Source organism: Klebsiella sp. LY (assembly GCF_004010915.1).
Lineage (GTDB): Bacteria > Pseudomonadota > Gammaproteobacteria > Enterobacterales > Enterobacteriaceae > Klebsiella > Klebsiella quasipneumoniae.
On the sequence record NZ_CP022444.1, the window covers coordinates 1,955,692 to 1,973,164 of the forward strand.

16 protein-coding genes are annotated in these 17,473 nt (G+C 57.1%); 4 read left to right on the top strand and 12 right to left on the bottom strand.

The annotated features are described in order from the left end of the window. Positions 1-38 precede the first annotated feature (38 nt). Both gltB and gltD read left to right on the top strand, forming a co-directional pair. The gene (gltB, locus tag CE636_RS12445) at positions 39-4,499 is read left to right on the top strand and encodes a glutamate synthase large subunit (protein WP_017899925.1); all 4,461 of its coding nucleotides are present in this window, start codon (positions 39-41) and stop codon (positions 4,497-4,499) included. Between the two features lie 9 nt (positions 4,500-4,508). Then, positions 4,509-5,927 (top strand): glutamate synthase subunit GltD, encoded by a 1,419-nt coding sequence (gltD, locus tag CE636_RS12450; RefSeq protein WP_017899926.1) that lies wholly within the window; start codon positions 4,509-4,511, stop codon positions 5,925-5,927. 71 nt (positions 5,928-5,998) lie between these two features. Here the strand turns inward: gltD and nanQ are convergent, their stop codons facing one another. The 12 genes from nanQ to zapE form a co-directional block, all read right to left on the bottom strand. Further along, positions 5,999-6,466, bottom strand: coding sequence for an N-acetylneuraminate anomerase (gene nanQ, locus CE636_RS12455; protein WP_017899927.1), 468 nt, complete (start codon positions 6,464-6,466; stop codon positions 5,999-6,001). Next, a complete protein-coding gene (nanK, locus tag CE636_RS12460; RefSeq protein WP_017899928.1) occupies positions 6,453-7,337 on the bottom strand; it encodes an N-acetylmannosamine kinase in 885 nt (294 codons plus the stop codon). The genes nanQ and nanK overlap by 14 nt, the downstream gene beginning before the upstream one ends. After that, positions 7,334-8,023: an N-acetylmannosamine-6-phosphate 2-epimerase gene (locus tag CE636_RS12465; RefSeq protein ID WP_004206221.1), complete on the bottom strand. Its 690-nt coding sequence runs from the start codon at positions 8,021-8,023 to the stop codon at positions 7,334-7,336. The genes nanK and CE636_RS12465 overlap by 4 nt, the downstream gene beginning before the upstream one ends. Positions 8,024-8,072: 49 nt before the next feature. Then, the gene (locus CE636_RS12470; RefSeq protein WP_004206222.1) at positions 8,073-9,560 is read right to left on the bottom strand and encodes an MFS transporter; all 1,488 of its coding nucleotides are present in this window, start codon (positions 9,558-9,560) and stop codon (positions 8,073-8,075) included. Positions 9,561-9,664: 104 nt separating this feature from the next. Continuing rightward, a complete protein-coding gene (nanA, locus tag CE636_RS12475; protein ID WP_004206223.1) occupies positions 9,665-10,558 on the bottom strand; it encodes an N-acetylneuraminate lyase in 894 nt (297 codons plus the stop codon). 148 nt (positions 10,559-10,706) lie between these two features. Then, positions 10,707-11,486 carry a transcriptional regulator NanR gene (nanR, locus tag CE636_RS12480; protein ID WP_004206225.1) on the bottom strand — a complete coding sequence of 260 codons (780 nt, stop codon included), beginning with the start codon at positions 11,484-11,486 and terminating at the stop codon, positions 10,707-10,709. Positions 11,487-11,579: 93 nt separating this feature from the next. Then, a complete protein-coding gene (sspB, locus tag CE636_RS12485; protein ID WP_002918465.1) occupies positions 11,580-12,074 on the bottom strand; it encodes a ClpXP protease specificity-enhancing factor in 495 nt (164 codons plus the stop codon). Between the two features lie 3 nt (positions 12,075-12,077). Beyond that, complete coding sequence (gene sspA, locus CE636_RS12490) at positions 12,078-12,716, bottom strand: stringent starvation protein SspA (RefSeq protein WP_002918467.1); 639 nt, start codon at positions 12,714-12,716, stop codon at positions 12,078-12,080. After that, positions 12,686-12,970, bottom strand: coding sequence for a hypothetical protein (locus tag CE636_RS28740; protein ID WP_136070606.1), 285 nt, complete (start codon positions 12,968-12,970; stop codon positions 12,686-12,688). Before CE636_RS28740 ends, sspA begins: the two co-directional genes overlap by 31 nt. A 57-nt stretch (positions 12,971-13,027) precedes the next feature. After that, positions 13,028-13,420, bottom strand: coding sequence for a 30S ribosomal protein S9 (gene rpsI / locus CE636_RS12500; protein ID WP_000829818.1), 393 nt, complete (start codon positions 13,418-13,420; stop codon positions 13,028-13,030). 15 nt (positions 13,421-13,435) lie between these two features. Beyond that, the gene (gene rplM, locus CE636_RS12505; protein ID WP_002918559.1) at positions 13,436-13,864 is read right to left on the bottom strand and encodes a 50S ribosomal protein L13; all 429 of its coding nucleotides are present in this window, start codon (positions 13,862-13,864) and stop codon (positions 13,436-13,438) included. Positions 13,865-14,129: 265 nt separating this feature from the next. After that, entirely contained in the window at positions 14,130-15,257 is a 1,128-nt protein-coding gene (zapE, locus tag CE636_RS12510; protein ID WP_017899929.1) for a cell division protein ZapE, read from the bottom strand. A 190-nt stretch (positions 15,258-15,447) separates the two neighbouring features. Here zapE and zapG point away from each other — a divergent pair, with 190 nt between their 5' ends. Together zapG and degQ are read left to right on the top strand one after the other, a co-directional pair. After that, entirely contained in the window at positions 15,448-15,846 is a 399-nt protein-coding gene (zapG, locus tag CE636_RS12515; RefSeq protein ID WP_004206227.1) for a Z-ring associated protein ZapG, read from the top strand. 174 nt (positions 15,847-16,020) lie between these two features. Then, positions 16,021-17,388: a serine endoprotease DegQ gene (gene degQ / locus CE636_RS12520; protein WP_017899931.1), complete on the top strand. Its 1,368-nt coding sequence runs from the start codon at positions 16,021-16,023 to the stop codon at positions 17,386-17,388. Positions 17,389-17,473: the final 85 nt, after the last annotated feature.

Here is a 17,473-nt window from a genome sequence, read left to right on the forward strand (position 1 = left end):
TCGGAGGGGGTCCGTAGAGCCTGGGGAGGTTCACTGATATGTTGTACGACAAATCCCTTGAGAGGGATAACTGTGGTTTCGGCCTGATCGCCCACATAGAAGGCGAACCTAGCCACAAGGTAGTGCGAACCGCGATACACGCACTGGCCCGCATGCAGCACCGTGGCGCAATCCTTGCCGATGGTAAAACCGGCGACGGTTGCGGTCTGCTGCTGCAAAAACCCGATCGTTTCTTCCGCATCGTTGCCGAAGAGCGCGGCTGGCGTTTAGCCAAAAACTACGCCGTTGGGATGCTGTTCCTGAATAAAGATCCTGAACTGGCGAAAGCGGCGCGCCGCATCGTTGAAGAAGAACTTCAGCTTGAGACCCTGTCGATCGTCGGCTGGCGCGATGTGCCGACCAACGAAGGCGTGCTCGGTGAAATCGCCCTCTCCTCGCTGCCCCGTATTGAGCAAATCTTTGTTAACGCCCCGGCCGGCTGGCGCCCGCGCGATATGGAGCGCCGTCTGTTTATTGCGCGTCGTCGCATTGAAAAACGCCTGCAGGAAGACAAAGATTTCTACGTTTGTAGCTTGTCCAACCTGGTCAACATCTATAAAGGTCTGTGTATGCCGGCGGATTTGCCGCGCTTCTACCTGGACCTCGCGGACCTGCGCCTGGAGTCGGCTATCTGCCTGTTCCACCAGCGCTTCTCCACCAACACCGTACCACGCTGGCCGCTGGCACAGCCGTTCCGCTACCTGGCGCACAACGGTGAAATCAACACCATCACCGGCAACCGCCAGTGGGCTCGCGCCCGTACCTATAAGTTCCAGACCCCGCTGATCCCGGACCTGCACGACGCCGCGCCGTTCGTTAACGAAACCGGCTCCGACTCCAGTTCAATGGACAACATGCTGGAGCTGCTGCTGGCCGGCGGGATGGACATCGTGCGCGCCATGCGTCTGCTGGTGCCGCCAGCCTGGCAGAACAACCCGGATATGGATCCGGAGCTGCGTTCATTCTTCGACTTTAACTCCATGCATATGGAGCCATGGGACGGCCCGGCGGGCATCGTCATGTCCGACGGTCGCTACGCGGCCTGTAACCTCGACCGTAATGGCCTGCGCCCGGCGCGCTACGTCATTACCAAAGATAAGCTCATCACCTGCGCCTCTGAAGTCGGCATCTGGGACTACCAGCCGGACGAAGTGGTTGAAAAAGGCCGCGTGGGCCCGGGCGAGCTGATGGTTATCGATACCCGTGCCGGACGCATTCTGCACTCGGCGGAAACCGATGACGATCTGAAGAGCCGCCATCCGTATAAAGAGTGGATGGAGAAAAACGTTCGTCGCCTGGTGCCGTTTGAAGATCTGCCGGACGAAGAGGTTGGCAGCCGCCAGCTGGACGACGATCTGCTGGCCAGCTACCAGAAACAGTTTAACTACAGCGCGGAAGAGCTGGACTCGGTTCTGCGCGTGCTCGGCGAAAATGGCCAGGAGGCGGTCGGCTCTATGGGCGATGACACGCCGTTTGCCGTCCTTTCCAGCCAGCCGCGCATTATCTACGATTACTTCCGTCAGCAGTTCGCCCAGGTGACGAACCCACCTATCGATCCGCTGCGTGAAGCGCACGTCATGTCGCTGGCCACCAGCATCGGTCGCGAAATGAACGTCTTCTGCGAAGCGGAAGGCCAGGCGCATCGTCTGAGCTTCAAATCGCCGATCCTGCTGTATTCCGATTTCAAACAGCTGACGACGATGGAAGAAGAGCACTATCGTGCCGACGTCCTCGACATCACCTTCAACCCGGCAGAGGCTTCCCTCAGCGAGACGGTGAAGGCCCTGTGCGACAAAGCGGAGCAGATGGTACGCGATGGTACCGTGCTGCTGGTCCTCTCCGACCGTAACATCGCCAAAGACCGCCTGCCGGTGCCGGCGCCGATGGCCGTTGGCGCGATCCAGACCCGTCTGGTCGATAAAAGTCTGCGCTGCGATGCCAACATCATCGTTGAAACCGCCAGCGCCCGCGATCCGCACCACTTCGCCGTGCTGCTTGGCTTCGGCGCGACAGCTATCTATCCGTACCTCGCCTATGAAACGCTGGCGAAGCTGGTCGACAGCAAAGCCATCGATAAACCGTACCGTGCGGTGATGCTGAACTATCGCAACGGTATCAACAAAGGTCTGTATAAGATCATGTCCAAGATGGGGATCTCGACCATCGCCTCCTACCGCTGCTCGAAGCTGTTCGAAGCGGTCGGTCTGCATCGCGATGTCTCCGATCTCTGCTTCCAGGGCGTGGTCAGCCGCATCGGCGGCGCCGGCTTCGACGATTTCCAGCAGGATCTGCTGAATCTGTCGAAACGCGCCTGGCTGGCGCGCAAGCCGCTGGCTCAGGGCGGTCTGCTGAAGTACGTTCACGGCGGCGAATATCACGCCTACAACCCGGACGTGGTGCGCACCCTGCAGCAGGCTGTGCAGAGCGGTGAGTACAGCGATTATCAACAATACGCGAAGCTGGTTAACGAACGCCCGGCGGCCACGCTGCGCGATCTGCTGGCGCTCAACCCGGGCGAAGATGCCATCAGCATCGACGACGTGGAGCCGGCGAAGGAGCTGTTTAAACGCTTCGATACCGCAGCGATGTCGATCGGCGCCCTGAGTCCGGAAGCGCACGAATCGCTGGCGGAAGCGATGAACAGCATCGGCGGCTTCTCCAACTCCGGTGAAGGCGGTGAAGACCCGGCGCGCTACGGCACCAACAAAGTGTCGCGCATCAAGCAGGTGGCATCCGGCCGCTTCGGCGTCACCCCAGCCTATCTGGTCAATGCCGACGTTATCCAGATCAAAGTCGCCCAGGGCGCGAAGCCGGGTGAAGGCGGTCAGCTGCCGGGTGATAAAGTCACCCCGTACATCGCTAAACTACGCTATTCGGTACCGGGCGTGACGCTGATCTCCCCGCCGCCGCACCACGATATCTACTCTATCGAGGATCTGGCGCAGCTGATTTTCGACCTCAAGCAGGTTAACCCGAAAGCGATGATCTCGGTCAAGCTGGTTTCGGAACCGGGCGTGGGCACCATCGCCACCGGCGTAGCCAAGGCTTATGCCGATCTGATCACCATCGCCGGCTACGACGGCGGCACCGGGGCAAGCCCGCTCACTTCAGTGAAATATGCCGGCTGTCCGTGGGAGCTTGGTCTGGTGGAAACCCAGCAGGCGCTGGTCGCTAACGGTCTGCGTCACAAGATCCGTCTGCAGGTGGATGGCGGCCTGAAAACCGGCCTCGATATCATCAAAGCGGCGATCCTTGGCGCGGAAAGCTTCGGCTTCGGCACCGGCCCGATGGTGGCGCTGGGCTGTAAATACCTGCGTATTTGTCACCTGAACAACTGCGCGACCGGCGTGGCGACCCAGGATGACAAACTGCGTAAGAACCACTATCACGGTCTGCCGTTCAAAGTGACCAACTACTTTGAATTTATCGCCCGTGAAACCCGCGAGCTGATGGCCCAGCTGGGCGTCAAGCGACTGGTGGATCTGATTGGCCGCACCGATCTGCTCAAAGAGCTGGATGGGTTCACCGCCAAGCAGCAGAAACTGGATCTGGGTAAACTGCTGGAGACCGCAGAGCCGCATCCTGGCAAAGCGCTGTACTGCACCGAAAATAACCCGCCGTTCGATAACGGCGTGCTCAACGCCCAGCTGCTGCAGCAGGCGAAACCGTACGTTGATGAAAAGCAGAGCAAAACGTTCTGGTTCGATATCCGCAACACCGACCGCTCCGTGGGGGCCTCGCTGTCCGGGTATATCGCCCAGACCCATGGCGACCAGGGACTGGCGGGCGACCCGATCGTCGCTCACTTTAGCGGCACCGCGGGCCAGAGCTTCGGCGTGTGGAACGCCGGCGGCGTGGAACTGCATCTGACGGGCGACGCCAACGACTATGTCGGCAAAGGCATGGCGGGCGGTCTGCTGGCCATTCGTCCTCCGGTGGGCTCCGCTTTCCGCAGTCACGAAGCCAGCATTATCGGCAACACCTGCCTGTACGGCGCGACCGGTGGTCGTCTGTACGCCGCAGGCCGCGCAGGTGAGCGTTTCGCGGTGCGTAACTCCGGCGCCATTACCGTGGTGGAAGGCATCGGCGACAACGGCTGTGAATATATGACCGGCGGCATCGTCTGCGTGCTCGGTAAAACCGGCGTCAACTTTGGCGCAGGGATGACCGGCGGCTTTGCCTATGTCCTGGATGAAGATGGCGACTTCCGCAAGCGCGTGAATCCGGAGCTGGTGGAAGTGCTGGACGTTGACTCTCTGGCCATCCATGAAGAGCACCTGCGCGGTTTAATCACCGAGCACGTACAGCTTACCGGTTCGCAACGCGGCGAAGAGATCCTTGCCAACTGGCCGGCCTTCTCCGCGAAGTTTGCGCTGGTTAAACCGAAGTCCAGCGATGTTAAAGCACTGTTGGGTCACCGTAGTCGTTCCGCAGCTGAGCTGCGGGTGCAGGCGCAGTAAGGGGTTAAGATGAGTCAGAACGTTTATCAATTTATCGACCTGCAGCGCGTTGATCCGCCAAAGAAACCGCTGAAGATCCGTAAAATTGAATTTGTGGAAATTTACGAGCCGTTTTCAGAAGGCCAGGCCAAGGCGCAGGCAGATCGCTGCCTGTCCTGCGGCAACCCGTACTGCGAATGGAAGTGCCCGGTGCATAACTACATCCCGAACTGGCTGAAGCTGGCCAACGAGGGACGTATTTTTGAGGCGGCTGAGCTGTCGCACCAGACCAACACCCTGCCGGAAGTCTGCGGGCGCGTTTGCCCGCAGGACCGCCTGTGTGAAGGCTCCTGTACGCTGAACGATGAGTTCGGCGCGGTGACCATCGGCAACATCGAACGCTATATCAACGATAAAGCATTCGAGATGGGCTGGCGTCCGGATCTCTCCGGCGTGAAACCGACCGGTAAAACCGTCGCTATCATCGGCGCTGGCCCGGCGGGCCTCGCCTGTGCCGACGTCCTGACCCGTAACGGCGTCAAGGCGGTGGTGTTTGACCGCCATCCGGAAATCGGCGGCCTGCTGACCTTCGGTATCCCGGCGTTCAAGCTGGAAAAAGAGGTGATGACCCGCCGCCGGGAGATCTTCACCGGCATGGGCATTGAGTTCAAACTCAATACCGAAGTGGGCCGTGACGTGCAGCTTGACGACCTGCTGAAAGTGTACGATGCGGTGTTCCTCGGCGTTGGCACCTATCAGTCAATGCGCGGCGGGCTGGACAACGAAGACGCCCAGGGCGTCTACGACGCGCTGCCGTTCCTGATCGCCAATACCAAGCAGATCATGGGCTTTGGCGAAACCGCCGATGAGCCCTACGTCAGCATGGAAGGCAAACGCGTGGTGGTTCTCGGCGGTGGCGACACCGCGATGGACTGCGTACGCACCTCCGTCCGTCAGAATGCGGCTCACGTGATCTGCGCCTATCGTCGTGACGAAGAGAACATGCCGGGTTCAAAACGCGAAGTGAAAAACGCGCGTGAAGAAGGCGTGGAGTTCCAGTTCAACGTCCAGCCGCTGGGTGTGGAAGTGAATGCCAACGGCAAAGTGTGCGGCGTGAAGATGGCGCGCACCGAGATGGGCCAGCCGGATGCAAAAGGCCGCCGTCGTGCGGAGATCGTTCCCGGCTCTGAGCACGTGGTGCCGGCAGACGCCGTCGTCATGGCGTTTGGCTTCCGTCCCCACAGCATGGAGTGGCTGGCGAAGCACAGCGTCGAGCTGGACTCCCAGGGCCGCATCATTGCCCCGGAAGGCAGCGAGAACGCCTTCCAGACCAGCAACCCGAAAATCTTCGCCGGTGGCGATATCGTGCGCGGTTCCGACCTGGTGGTCACCGCGATTGCCGAAGGACGTAAAGCGGCGGACGGGATCCTGAACTACCTGGAAGTGTAATGCGAATACCCGGATAGCGGTTTTATCCGGGTATGGGACTCAGGCCCGATGGTTAATCCCATCGGGCTTATTTATGCGCTTAACAAATTTGCGCTGACTTTAATCACCACTTTTTTTATCTCTGCGGGCTCGGTTATTACGCATCCTGGCTTATGCGGTTCACCCGGCATAAAGATCGCGAACATACCTGGCCTCAGAATGACCGACTGTTCGCCATCAATCGCGTTGCACAGCTGATAATCCTCCTCAACGTGCATCTCCTCGCACTGCATTGCGGAGCCGGCTACACCGAAAAAAATCTGCTCTTCGCCCGCCAGTAATATCTGGATATCGATAAACTTCGTATGTAGTTCAGCCTTTTTATCTGCCGGTAACTCCGTCATAAACTGCATCACATTCATAAAGACATTATCCCCTTGAAGTTCAACGCTTCCGGGAGAAAGACTCAATAAATCATGATCCAGGGCGAGGGATATCGCCTTTTGTAGCCCCGACGACACGCCAGCCAACAATGGATTGTTTACATCACCGATTATCATGGCTTCTCTCCTTGCCCCATAGCGCCGCTCCCAGCAGGCCAGCATCATGGCGATAGTGTGCTGCGCATAATGGAACCTGGTAAATAGCCGGTTCTTGCGCCAGATAGTCCCTCACCAACGGTAAGTACCCATCCGCCAGGCCAATACTGCCGCCAACGACCACGCACTGGCAATCGGTCAACGCTTTAAGATCGGCAATCATCCGCGCCAAAGTTTGTGCCGAGTGCTGAATGAGTAAACGCGCCTGCGGGTGGCCTTGCGCCGCATAAGTAAAAATAGATTTCGCATCCAGTCCGCAGAGATCGTCAGTTGCCGCCGCGGCGATTCCCCGTCCGGAAGCAATAGCCTCTACGCAGCCGACGCGACCGCAGCCGCAAAGCGGTCCGTCAGGATCGGCTAACGAGTGCCCCAGGTGTCCGGCCAGGCCTCCGGCCCCGGTAAGTAAAGTACCGTTGCTCACCACGCCGCCGCCAACCCCGGTAGAAACGGTAATAAACGCCATATCGCTGACCTTATCAGCCATCGCCTGGTATTCCGCCCAGGCTGCCGCCTGAGCATCATTTATCGCCAGCGTTGGCAGACCGGTTATTTCGCGTAACGTTTTTACCAGCGGGAAGTGCATGAGTCCGCCAAGATTCTGTGGATTAATTGCAATCAGGTTTCCTTCACGAATAATCCCGGTCGAGGCTATCGCGACGCGCTTTGCCCGCATGCACAGAGGCCTGACAAGCGCCTCCAGCGCCGTGTTCAGAGCATCCGCTGTTTTGCTGGCAGGAGTGGGTAGCTCGCGACGATCGCAGAGCAGCAGGTCATCCGTTACCAGCGCCGCAGCAAGCTTCGTACCGCCAATATCTATCGCCAGCGTCGTCATGACTTCGTCTCTTTTAACGCCGTGTTATACCACTGGCAAATATGTTCCAGGCGGGTAATCGCAGAACCAACGGTCACCGCCCACGCACCGTGGCGTATGGCTTCCGCTGCCTGAGCCGGTGTGTTGTAGCGCCCTTCCGCATTCACCCTGCAGCCGGCCTCCGCCAGCGCTTTCACCAGCTCCAGATCTGGTTCATCCGGGGTATACGCCATGGTATAGCCCGACAGCGTAGTGCCGATGATTTCCGCGCCAAGAGCCTGACAGGCCAGGCCATCCTCAAGAGAGGAGCAGTCGGCCATCGCCACTAGCTTATGCTGGTGGATACGCGCCAGTAGCGTTGCCACTGGAACAGGGCGCGCTCGCTCTGTGCCATCAACGGCGATAATATCGGCGCCAGCCTGCATCAATGCATCGATATCTTCCAGATAGGGCGTGATCCTTACCGGCGAATCATCCAGATCGCGTTTAATAATGCCGATAATCGGCACCTTTACCTGCGCGCGTACCGCGCGCAGATTCTCTACGCCTTCAATGCGCAACGCAACCGCCCCGGCCTGCTCCGCCGCCAGCGCCATCGCGGCAACGATCTCTGGCTTATCCAATGGGCTGCCGGGTACCGGTTGACAGGAAACAATAAGACCGCCGTTAGCGCTAATGCGTAAATCCAATTCTTTAAGCAAAGACATACTCGCTCCCTGATAAATATGCACACCCGGCACCGCAGCCGGGCTGTTGTTATCTGGTCTTAACTAAGCCGCTTTTGTTACCACCAAAAGGCACCGCTCCGATTAGAGGTTTACCATCGATCGCATCATGAGTTCGTATCGCTTCCGGCCGAATCCAGCGCTGTACGCGGGACGGCATATCCAGCCCAATCAGCAGGATTACAACGAAGGTCAGACCAAAAGAGAGCGATCCCAACGCGGTACCCAAATCCAAACGCTGGGCAATTAAGGCACCCAGCACCGGCGCAATCGCGCCGCCCAGCGCCCCCACGTTGTAGGTAAAACCAAGTCCAGCCGCTCGCTGATCGGTATCGAAATAACCGCCAATCAGTTTTGGCAAGATCCCGGAGATCCCCTGCCCTAACATCTGCTGGAAAAACAGAAGCAGGCCAAGAACCCAGATGTTCGTGCCGCCAATTGCAAAGACCGGAATAATCAACAACTGTGAAGCCAGCAGGCTGTAAACATAGGCCTTGCGGGTGCCCAGCCAGTCCCCGAGAAATCCGCCCACACAGCAGCCAACCGCCGCGCCAAACCCGCTGAAAAACAAAATCTTTGCCACCGTCGTCGGGTCATAGGCCAGCTCGGTTTTCAGATAAGTCGGCAGCAGCGCCTGAATTGGCCATGAATAAAGGAAGGCGAAAAGTACCACCACCATCAGCATCACGCCCGTAGGCCAGCGTTTACCGCTGCTCTGCACCATAAAGCTGATAAATATCACCGCGCACATTACGCCCAGCAGCAGAACGATACCTGCATTTTGCAAGCCACCGGCAAAACAGAACCATAGGGCAGTCGCCGCCACGATGGTCATCAGGATGTTAATAACCCGATGCTTGCCGCGATAAAGCAGATCGACCATAGTCTGTACCGGTTCTTTGCCTTCATGATTCTCTTTCCAGTCTTCGGCTTCCGGAATATTTTTCCGCAGCCAGAGGGCAAATACGATGGGAACAATGCCGATGAAAAAAAGCGCGCGCCAGCCCCAGACGGGTACCACCAGGCTATAAACCTGTGCGGCGATAACTGCGCCAACGGAAAACCCGGAAATCAGAAAACCGCTGGCCTTATTGCGTAGATGCCTCGGCCAGCTTTCGATAACGTAAGTGGCGCTGGAGCCGTACTCTCCAGCCATTCCCATACCGATAACCAGACGCGCGATAAACATTGTTGTGTAACCCGGCGCAAAACCGCAGGCCAGAGTACCGAGAGAGAACAGAATAATGCTGGTCACCATCGCCAGGCGTCGACCATAGCGATCGCCCATCGCGCCAAGCATCAGACCGCCAAACCAGCGAGAAATGAAAGCCGCTGAGATGAGACTTGCAGCCTGCACGGTCGTCAGGCCAAAATCCCCCTGCACTTCGGTGAGCACCAGGGCGATTAATACAAAATCAAAACCATCAAGCAAATACCCGAGCCAGGCGGCGGAAAAAGCCCGCCACTGGGGACGGCTAAGATGGCGGTACCACGGGATGTTCTGGGGCAGTGTACTCATTTTACTCTCCCGACGATGTTTGTTGTCGCGCCAGGGGGCTTCGCTTGCCCGGCCAGGAAAGAGCAACCGCAGGCCGGAAAGCACTGTCGCCACCCGGCTACCGATCAGCCGTGTTCCTGCATTAGCTGCTGCGCCAGCGCTTTCAGCTCCGGCAAGAATTTTTCGTCTACCGGTGCAAACGGCTTACGGCACAGCGGCACAGAGACCACATCCATATAGTGCAATACGGTTTTCAAACCACGGAATACGCCGGTTTTAATCAACAGGTCGATTACCTTATTGCACTCACATTGCAGCTGCTGTGCTTTGGCAACATCACCCACTTTCAGCGCCGCGACCATTCCCTGGTAACGCCAGCCCATGATGTTGTAAGTACTCCCAATACCGCCATCAGCTCCTGCCAACAGGCCTGAGGCAAATATCTCATCGTAACCGTTGTACAACACCAGATCCGGATGAGCCCGTCGGATCTGTTCCATCTGGAATAGATCGCCTGAAGTCTGCTTTAGCGCACCGACGCCAGGCAGCGTCACCAGGGTATTGATTTGATCGAGGGTCAGCTTCACGCCGCTTAGCGCCGGGATGTTGTACACCACCATCGGCAAGCCATCAGCCGACTCAATAATGGCCTGATAATGCGCGCAGTGTTCTTCGAAACTAAACGGATAATAGAACGGCGTGACGGCGGAGACAGCATCGTAGCCATAACCTACCGCAGCCCTTGCCAGTTGCTGGCTTTCGAGGGTACTCACGCAGCCGACATGGGCGATAAGAGTCATTTTGCCTTTCGCCTCTTCCGCTACGATCTCCAGCACTTCCTGACGCTCTGTGCCGCTCTGGACAAAGGCTTCACCGGTAGATCCTCCAACATATAGTCCATCAACACCCTGGCGCAGATTAAATCGCACCAGTCGACGCAGGCTCTCTTTATCCAGTTTTTGCTGCCCATCGAACGGCGTAAGCAACGCCGCCATAACCCCACGTAAATTGACCGCCATATCTACCTCTTTGTGAATTTTTAATGATTAACTATGTACCTTTATACCTGTTATACCAGATCAAATAAGCAGCAGAGTAATAGAGAACGCTTATAATGCGATCTACTTCACTAAACGATCCTCAGGATCGTGAGGATAAACTACGAGATCAGGCTTTCTGACCTAAGGCGTGCCAGGTGGCGGATACGCTATTGAGGTGGGTCTGGAGGGCGCGATCGGCTTCGTCAGGATCGCGACGACGAATAGCATCAACAATAGCGATATGCTGTTGATAGCTGACGCTGTTATGTTCGTGCAGTTCGCGCTCGGGCACCGTTGGCCGGGCGGCGATTAGCCAGTCCAGCAGGGCCACATGGATAGCCATAAAGATTGGATTACCGGGGATTTCCGCAAGCACGCGGTGAAATTCAACGTCAGAGCGGATAAACAGCGCATTGTCATCCAGCGATTGACTGTTGATCTTTAGCGCTTGCGTCAGCTTTTCCAACTGCTCATTGCTGGCGTGTTCTGCGGCATAGCGAACCAGACTGGACTCAAAAAACAGACGCAGCTGTTCAAAATGCGCGATACCGCCAGGGTGAGACAAAAAGTCTTTCGCCATGCCGGAAAGCTCGCCAATGATGGTGTCCGCTGAAGGCCGGGAAACGCGAGCGCGTTCGCCGTTGCTGATCTGCACCAGTCCCTTACGCTTCAGCGCCGCCAGCGCTTCACGAACCGAAGGACGTCCAACGTTAAAAAAGGTCATCAGCTCACGTTCGGACGGCAGCTGTTCACCCTCCGCAAACTCCCGGCGCCGGATCATCTGCTCCAGCTCTTCTTCCACCATTTCAGACAGTTTTTTGCGCGCCAGAGGACGGCGGCCAAGGCTGTTGCCAATGGAGGACGGGGTATCTTCGGCTTGTGGATCAAATGCGCTCATAGGGACCATTGCGTGATTTGTGACAGCATGTGACGGCTGTTCCATCTTAACACAAGAATTTTGCAGAGAGCATAAAACAGGCCCCGAAGGGCCTGGTAAGGATTACTTCACGACGCGCAGCGCCGGGCGGCCACCGCGCGGCGGCGGCGTGTCGTCAGGATCGTCGTCGTGATTGTCCGGCTTATCGCCATCAATCACCGACATCACCGTTTCGCTTTCACTCTCAGGCGCGACGTCATCATCGTTGAGGCTGCTGACGTCTTCGTCATAGGCCGCTTCCGGTTCAAACATCGTGCCAGCGCCGTTCTCACGGGCATAGATGGCGAGTACCGCAGCCAGCGGGACAGACACGTTGCGCGGCACGCCGCCAAAGCGCGCGTTGAAGCGCACTTCGTCGTTCGCCAGCTCAAGATTACCTACCGCTCGCGGAGCAATATTGAGAACGATTTGCCCGTCGCGCGCGTACTCCATCGGCACGAGCACGCCCGGCAGTGTGACATCCACCACCAGGTGCGGCGTCAGCTGGTTATCCAGCAGCCAGTCATAAAACGCCCGCAGCAGATACGGGCGACGCGGCGTCAGCTGTGATACATCCATTATTTAGCCCCGACCGAGGCGCATTTCACGCTCGGCTTCAGTTAAAGAAGCGAGGAAGGAATCACGCTCAAATACGCGAGTCATATAGCCTTTGAGCTCTTTCGCGCCTGCGCCAACCAGCTCCACACCGAGAACCGGCAAACGCCACAGCAGCGGCGCCAGGTAGCAATCCACCAGGCTGAACTCATCGCTCAGGAAGTAAGGTTTCTGGGTGAAGACCGGCGCGATGGCCAGCAGTTCTTCACGCAGCTGCTTACGCGCAGCATCAGCTTGCGCTGCGGTACCGCTCTGGATGGTGTTCATCAGCGAATACCAGTCCTTCTCGATACGTTGCATATACAGACGGCTTTCGCCACGCGCCACCGGATAAACCGGCATTAACGGCGGGTGCGGGAAACGCTCATCCAGGTATTCCATAATGATGCGGGATTCCCACAGAGTGAGCTCACGATCCACCAGCGTCGGTACGCTTTGATTCGGGTTGAGGTCAATCAGATCCTGAGGCGGGTTGTCCTTCTCCACGTGCTCTATCTCAAAACTGACACCCTTCTCGGCCAGCACAATGCGGACCTGATGGCTATAGATGTCAGTAGGACCAGAAAACAGCGTCATTACCGAACGTTTGTTGGCAGCGACAGCCATGAAAACCTCCAGGTATATTCAGAATTTTGTACTGCTGCCAGCCACTCATGGCCAGCCAGATGTAAAAACCCCATTAGCGCGATGTCACCTTCGTTCACGAATAAAACAAAAAATGAACAATCACCAGCATTTGGGCAGAAAATTGGATGATAGTTTACCAGATTTTGAAGACGTTGTGGTGAGGGGATTCTGGAAATGCTGAAAAAGTAGCAAGAACCGGCGGTAAGCTTGTGGATAACAGCCGTTTTATCCATAAAAAAACCCGCCGAAGCGGGTTTTTTCGCAAATTGTTCTGCGTGAGCAGAAAACAATTAACGTTTGGAGAACTGCGGACGACGACGTGCTTTACGCAGACCGACTTTCTTACGTTCAACCTGACGAGCGTCACGAGTGACGAAGCCAGCTTTACGCAGTTCAGAACGCAGGGACTCGTCGTACTCCATCAGAGCGCGGGTGATACCGTGACGGATCGCACCAGCCTGACCAGAGATACCACCACCTTTAACAGTGATGTACAGATCCAGTTTCTCAACCATGTCGACCAGTTCCAGCGGCTGACGAACTACCATGCGGGCAGTTTCACGACCGAAGTACTGTTCCAGAGAACGCTGGTTGATAACGATTTTGCCGTTGCCCGGTTTGATGAAAACGCGAGCTGCGGAACTTTTGCGGCGACCAGTGCCGTAGTATTGATTTTCAGCCATTGCCTATAATCCCGATTAGATGTCAAGAACTTGCGGTTGCTGTGCCGCGTGGTTGTGCTCGTTACCCGCGTAAACTTTCAGTTTACGGTACATAGCACGACCCAGCGGGCCTTTTGGCAGCATGCCTTTAACCGCGATTTCAATCACACGCTCAGGACGGCGGGCAATCATCTCTTCAAAGGTCGCTTCTTTGATACCACCGATGTGGCCGGTGTGGTGGTAGTACATTTTGTCTTCGCGCTTGTTGCCGGTAACAGCAACTTTTTCTGCGTTCAGAACGATGATGTAGTCACCGGTATCAACGTGCGGAGTGTATTCCGCTTTGTGCTTACCGCGCAGGCGACGAGCCAGTTCAGTAGCCAGACGGCCCAGAGTTTTACCGGTCGCGTCAACAACATACCAGTCGCGTTTTACGGTTTCTGGTTTAGCTGTAAAAGTTTTCATTAAAAGCTTACCCAAATAATAAGTTACACGTTGGTGAACACCCAAACGTTTAGTCAGTTGAGGTTCACACGACATTGTCCAGCAAACCTACCCCTTCGAATAGCCTATGCCGGCACATAGAAAGTTTCGGGAAAAAAACCTTCTCGTAACGTGGGGTCGCAAGATTATAGAGAAGTCGGGGTCAAAGATCGACCCCTTTATGAGATTTTTCAGGCAGCTCCCGGGGCGGCCCTGCGGCCCTGAATTCGCCGGGAAAAGTGTCCTGTCAGGGCATATGCGGGCGCTTGAGGTACTCTTCGCTCTGCATCTCCTGCAGGCGCGACAGACAGCGCTGGAACTCAAACTTCAGCCGCTCTCCCTGATAAATGTCGTACAGCGGCACCGCCGCGCTGACCACCAGCTTCACGTGGCGCTCATAGAACTCATCCACCAGGGCGATAAAGCGCCGGGCTTCGCTCTCCAGCTGCGCGGTCATCACCGGCACGTCGAACAGCATCACGGTGTGGAACAGGCGGGAGAGCGCAATATAGTCATGCTGGCTGCGGGCATCCACGCACAGCGTGGCGAACGACGCCGCCAGCGTCTGGTTTTCCACGCCGAGGGTCGGCAGCTCGCGATGGTTGATCTCCAGCGTCGGCCCGGCAGCGCGCGGCGCGCCGGCCAGCGCCAGCCACAGTTTATCCATCTGTTCGCGGGTGTCGTTATTCAGCGGCGACAGCCACAGGTGCGCTTGGGTCAGGGTACGCAAGCGATAATCGATGCCGGCATCAACGTTCATAATATCGCAATGCTGCTTGATGGCGTCGATAGCGGGCAGAAAACGGGCGCGCTGCAGGCCATTGCGATAGAGCTCATCCGGCGGAATATTGGAAGTCGCCACCAGCGTGATGCCGCGGGCGAACAGGGCTTTCATCAGACCGCCCAACAGCATGGCGTCAGTAATATCGGAGACAAAAAACTCGTCGAAACAGAGCACGTCGGTTTCCGCTTTAAAGCGGTCGGCGACAATCTCCAGCGGGTCGCTATGGCCCTGCAGGGTGGTCAGCTCTTCGTGCACCCGCAGCATAAAGCGATGGAAATGCAGGCGCTGCTTACGCTCGCCCGGCAGGCTCTGGTAAAACAGGTCCATCAGCCAGGTTTTCCCTCGCCCCACGCCGCCCCACATATACAGGCCGCGGACAGGCGTCGCCTCGGCTGCTGGTTCGCGCTTACCCAGCAGTTTGCCGAATTTCGCGCGCAAACCGCCGCCTGACGCGACGGGCGCGGGCTGAGTCTGCAGCTCCTGGTAAATGGTATCAAGGCGGCTCACCGCTTCTTGTTGGACGCCGTCGGGTTGATGGCTGCCCTCTTTCAGGGCTGAAAGGTAACGCGATGTTGGAGACAGGCTTTGCATGATCTAATTGTTATTCCTTGAAAACCGTGATGTCGAAGCTCACGATTGACGAAAAAAAGGCCGTTCTACACTACGCGATGATACGCCAGGATTCCACTTCTGTGGAATTAGCGGTTATAGTGGCACTATCGGGCGCAGGCGGAGAGCCTAAGAGCCACCCTACGGAACCACAATACAACGGGAGATGTTCATGACCTGGGAATACGCGCTAATTGGGTTAGTCGTCGGTATCATCATTGGTGCCGTCGCCATGCGTTTCGGCAACCGCAAACTGCGCCAGCAGCAGGCGCTGCAGTTCGAACTGGAAAAGAATAAAGCCGAGCTTGAAGAGTACCGTGAAGAGCTGGTCAGCCATTTTGCGCGCAGCGCCGAGCTGCTGGATAACATGGCGCACGACTACCGTCAGCTGTATCAGCATATGGCGAAAAGCTCTAACAACCTGCTGCCGGATTCCATGGCAGACGCCAACCCGTTCCGCAACCGCCTGGCAGAGTCTGAAGCCAGCAACGATCAGGCGCCGGTCCAGATGCCACGCGACTACTCCGAAGGCGCATCCGGTTTACTGCGCGGTGGCGCAAAACGCGATTAATCGATCGCCTCTGCTAAAATATTCTCCGGGCGCGCCCATCGCGCCCGCTCCTTCCCCCACTTCCCGGCTACAATTTAAACCAGTCCCCACATTGTTACCTGCGCAAAAATTCAATAACATCAGGTTATTCAGGACATTTTTCCATACACCTCAGGTTACGAGAGCCAGCATCTAATGAAGAAACAGACTTTGCTGTTGAGTGCGTTAGCGTTAAGCATTGGGTTATCGTTGTCGGTTCTGCCTCCGGCAGCAGCATCCTTACCGACTCAGGTGCCCGGCCAGGGCGCGTTACCAAGCCTGGCGCCGATGCTGGAAAAGGTCCTGCCGGCGGTAGTCAGCGTGCAGGTGGAAGGCACTGCCTCGCCGACGCTCAATATGCCGGAAGAGCTGAAGAAATATTTTGGCGATAACGCCCCGCAAGAACAGGCGCAGCCGTTCGAAGGGCTCGGGTCCGGCGTCATCATCGACGCAGCGAAAGGCTACGTGCTGACCAATAATCACGTCATCAATCAGGCGCAGAAGATCAGCGTCCAGCTGAACGATGGCCGTGAATTTGATGCCAAACTGGTCGGCAGCGATGAACAGAGCGATATTGCGCTACTGCAGCTGATTAAGCCGTCAAACCTGACGCAAATCGCCATTGCTGACTCCGATAAACTGCGCGTCGGCGACTTCGCCGTCGCCGTCGGCAACCCGTTCGGCCTTGGCCAGACCGCCACCTCCGGCATTATCTCTGCCCTTGGCCGCAGCGGCCTGAACCTTGAAGGGCTGGAGAATTTCATCCAGACCGATGCCTCCATCAACCGCGGCAACTCCGGCGGCGCGCTGTTGAACCTCAACGGCGAGCTTATCGGGATCAACACCGCGATCCTGGCGCCGGGCGGCGGCAGCATCGGCATCGGCTTCGCCATCCCGAGCAACATGGCGAAAACCCTCGCCGACCAGCTCATTCAGTTTGGCGAAATCAAGCGCGGCCTGCTGGGCATTAAAGGCATGGAAATGAGCGCCGATATCGCCAAGGCGATGAACCTCAACGTTCAGCGCGGCGCCTTCGTCAGTGAAGTGCTGCCAAACTCCGGCTCCGCCAAAGCGGGGATCAAATCCGGCGACGTCATCGTTAGCCTGAACGGCAAACCGCTGAACAGTTTTGCCGAGCTGCGCTCGCGCATTGCCACTACCGAGCCGGGGACCAAAGTCAAACTGGGCCTGCTGCGCGATGGAAAACCGGTCGATGTCGAAGTGACGCTGGATAAGAGCACCTCCTCCACCGCCAGCGCTGAGCTGATTATCCCGGCTCTGCAGGGGGCCTCGTTCAGCGACGGTCAGATGAAAGATGGTACCAAAGGGGTGGTGATCGATAATGTCGATAAAGGCAGCGCCGCCGCCCAGGTCGGCCTGCATAAGGATGACATTATCATTGGCCTTAACCGGGAGCGTATTCATTCGATTGCCGAACTACGCAAAGTGCTCGAAGGCAAACCGCCGGTCATCGCCCTGAACGTGATCCGCGGCAACGAAAGCATCTATCTGCTGCTGCGCTGATTGTCTCCCCGGACATCGCCGCCATGTGCGATGTCCGGACAACTCATGCTATGCTGCGCCTGACCATTCATTAACGATATCTGCA

Bases quoted from the DNA above. Each gene is read 5' to 3' on its own strand.
- gltB (WP_017899925.1), top strand. From the start codon at position 39: ATGTTGTACGACAAATCCCTTGAGAGGGATAACTGTGGTTTCGGCCTG.
- gltD (WP_017899926.1), top strand. From the start codon at position 4,509: ATGAGTCAGAACGTTTATCAATTTATCGACCTGCAGCGCGTTGATCCG.
- nanQ (WP_017899927.1), bottom strand. From the start codon at position 6,466: ATGATAATCGGTGATGTAAACAATCCATTGTTGGCTGGCGTGTCGTCG.
- nanK (WP_017899928.1), bottom strand. From the start codon at position 7,337: ATGACGACGCTGGCGATAGATATTGGCGGTACGAAGCTTGCTGCGGCG.
- CE636_RS12465 (WP_004206221.1), bottom strand. From the start codon at position 8,023: ATGTCTTTGCTTAAAGAATTGGATTTACGCATTAGCGCTAACGGCGGT.
- CE636_RS12470 (WP_004206222.1), bottom strand. From the start codon at position 9,560: ATGAGTACACTGCCCCAGAACATCCCGTGGTACCGCCATCTTAGCCGT.
- nanA (WP_004206223.1), bottom strand. From the start codon at position 10,558: ATGGCGGTCAATTTACGTGGGGTTATGGCGGCGTTGCTTACGCCGTTC.
- nanR (WP_004206225.1), bottom strand. From the start codon at position 11,486: ATGGTCCCTATGAGCGCATTTGATCCACAAGCCGAAGATACCCCGTCC.
- sspB (WP_002918465.1), bottom strand. From the start codon at position 12,074: ATGGATGTATCACAGCTGACGCCGCGTCGCCCGTATCTGCTGCGGGCG.
- sspA (WP_002918467.1), bottom strand. From the start codon at position 12,716: ATGGCTGTCGCTGCCAACAAACGTTCGGTAATGACGCTGTTTTCTGGT.
- CE636_RS28740 (WP_136070606.1), bottom strand. From the start codon at position 12,970: ATGGATAAAACGGCTGTTATCCACAAGCTTACCGCCGGTTCTTGCTAC.
- rpsI (WP_000829818.1), bottom strand. From the start codon at position 13,420: ATGGCTGAAAATCAATACTACGGCACTGGTCGCCGCAAAAGTTCCGCA.
- rplM (WP_002918559.1), bottom strand. From the start codon at position 13,864: ATGAAAACTTTTACAGCTAAACCAGAAACCGTAAAACGCGACTGGTAT.
- zapE (WP_017899929.1), bottom strand. From the start codon at position 15,257: ATGCAAAGCCTGTCTCCAACATCGCGTTACCTTTCAGCCCTGAAAGAG.
- zapG (WP_004206227.1), top strand. From the start codon at position 15,448: ATGACCTGGGAATACGCGCTAATTGGGTTAGTCGTCGGTATCATCATT.
- degQ (WP_017899931.1), top strand. From the start codon at position 16,021: ATGAAGAAACAGACTTTGCTGTTGAGTGCGTTAGCGTTAAGCATTGGG.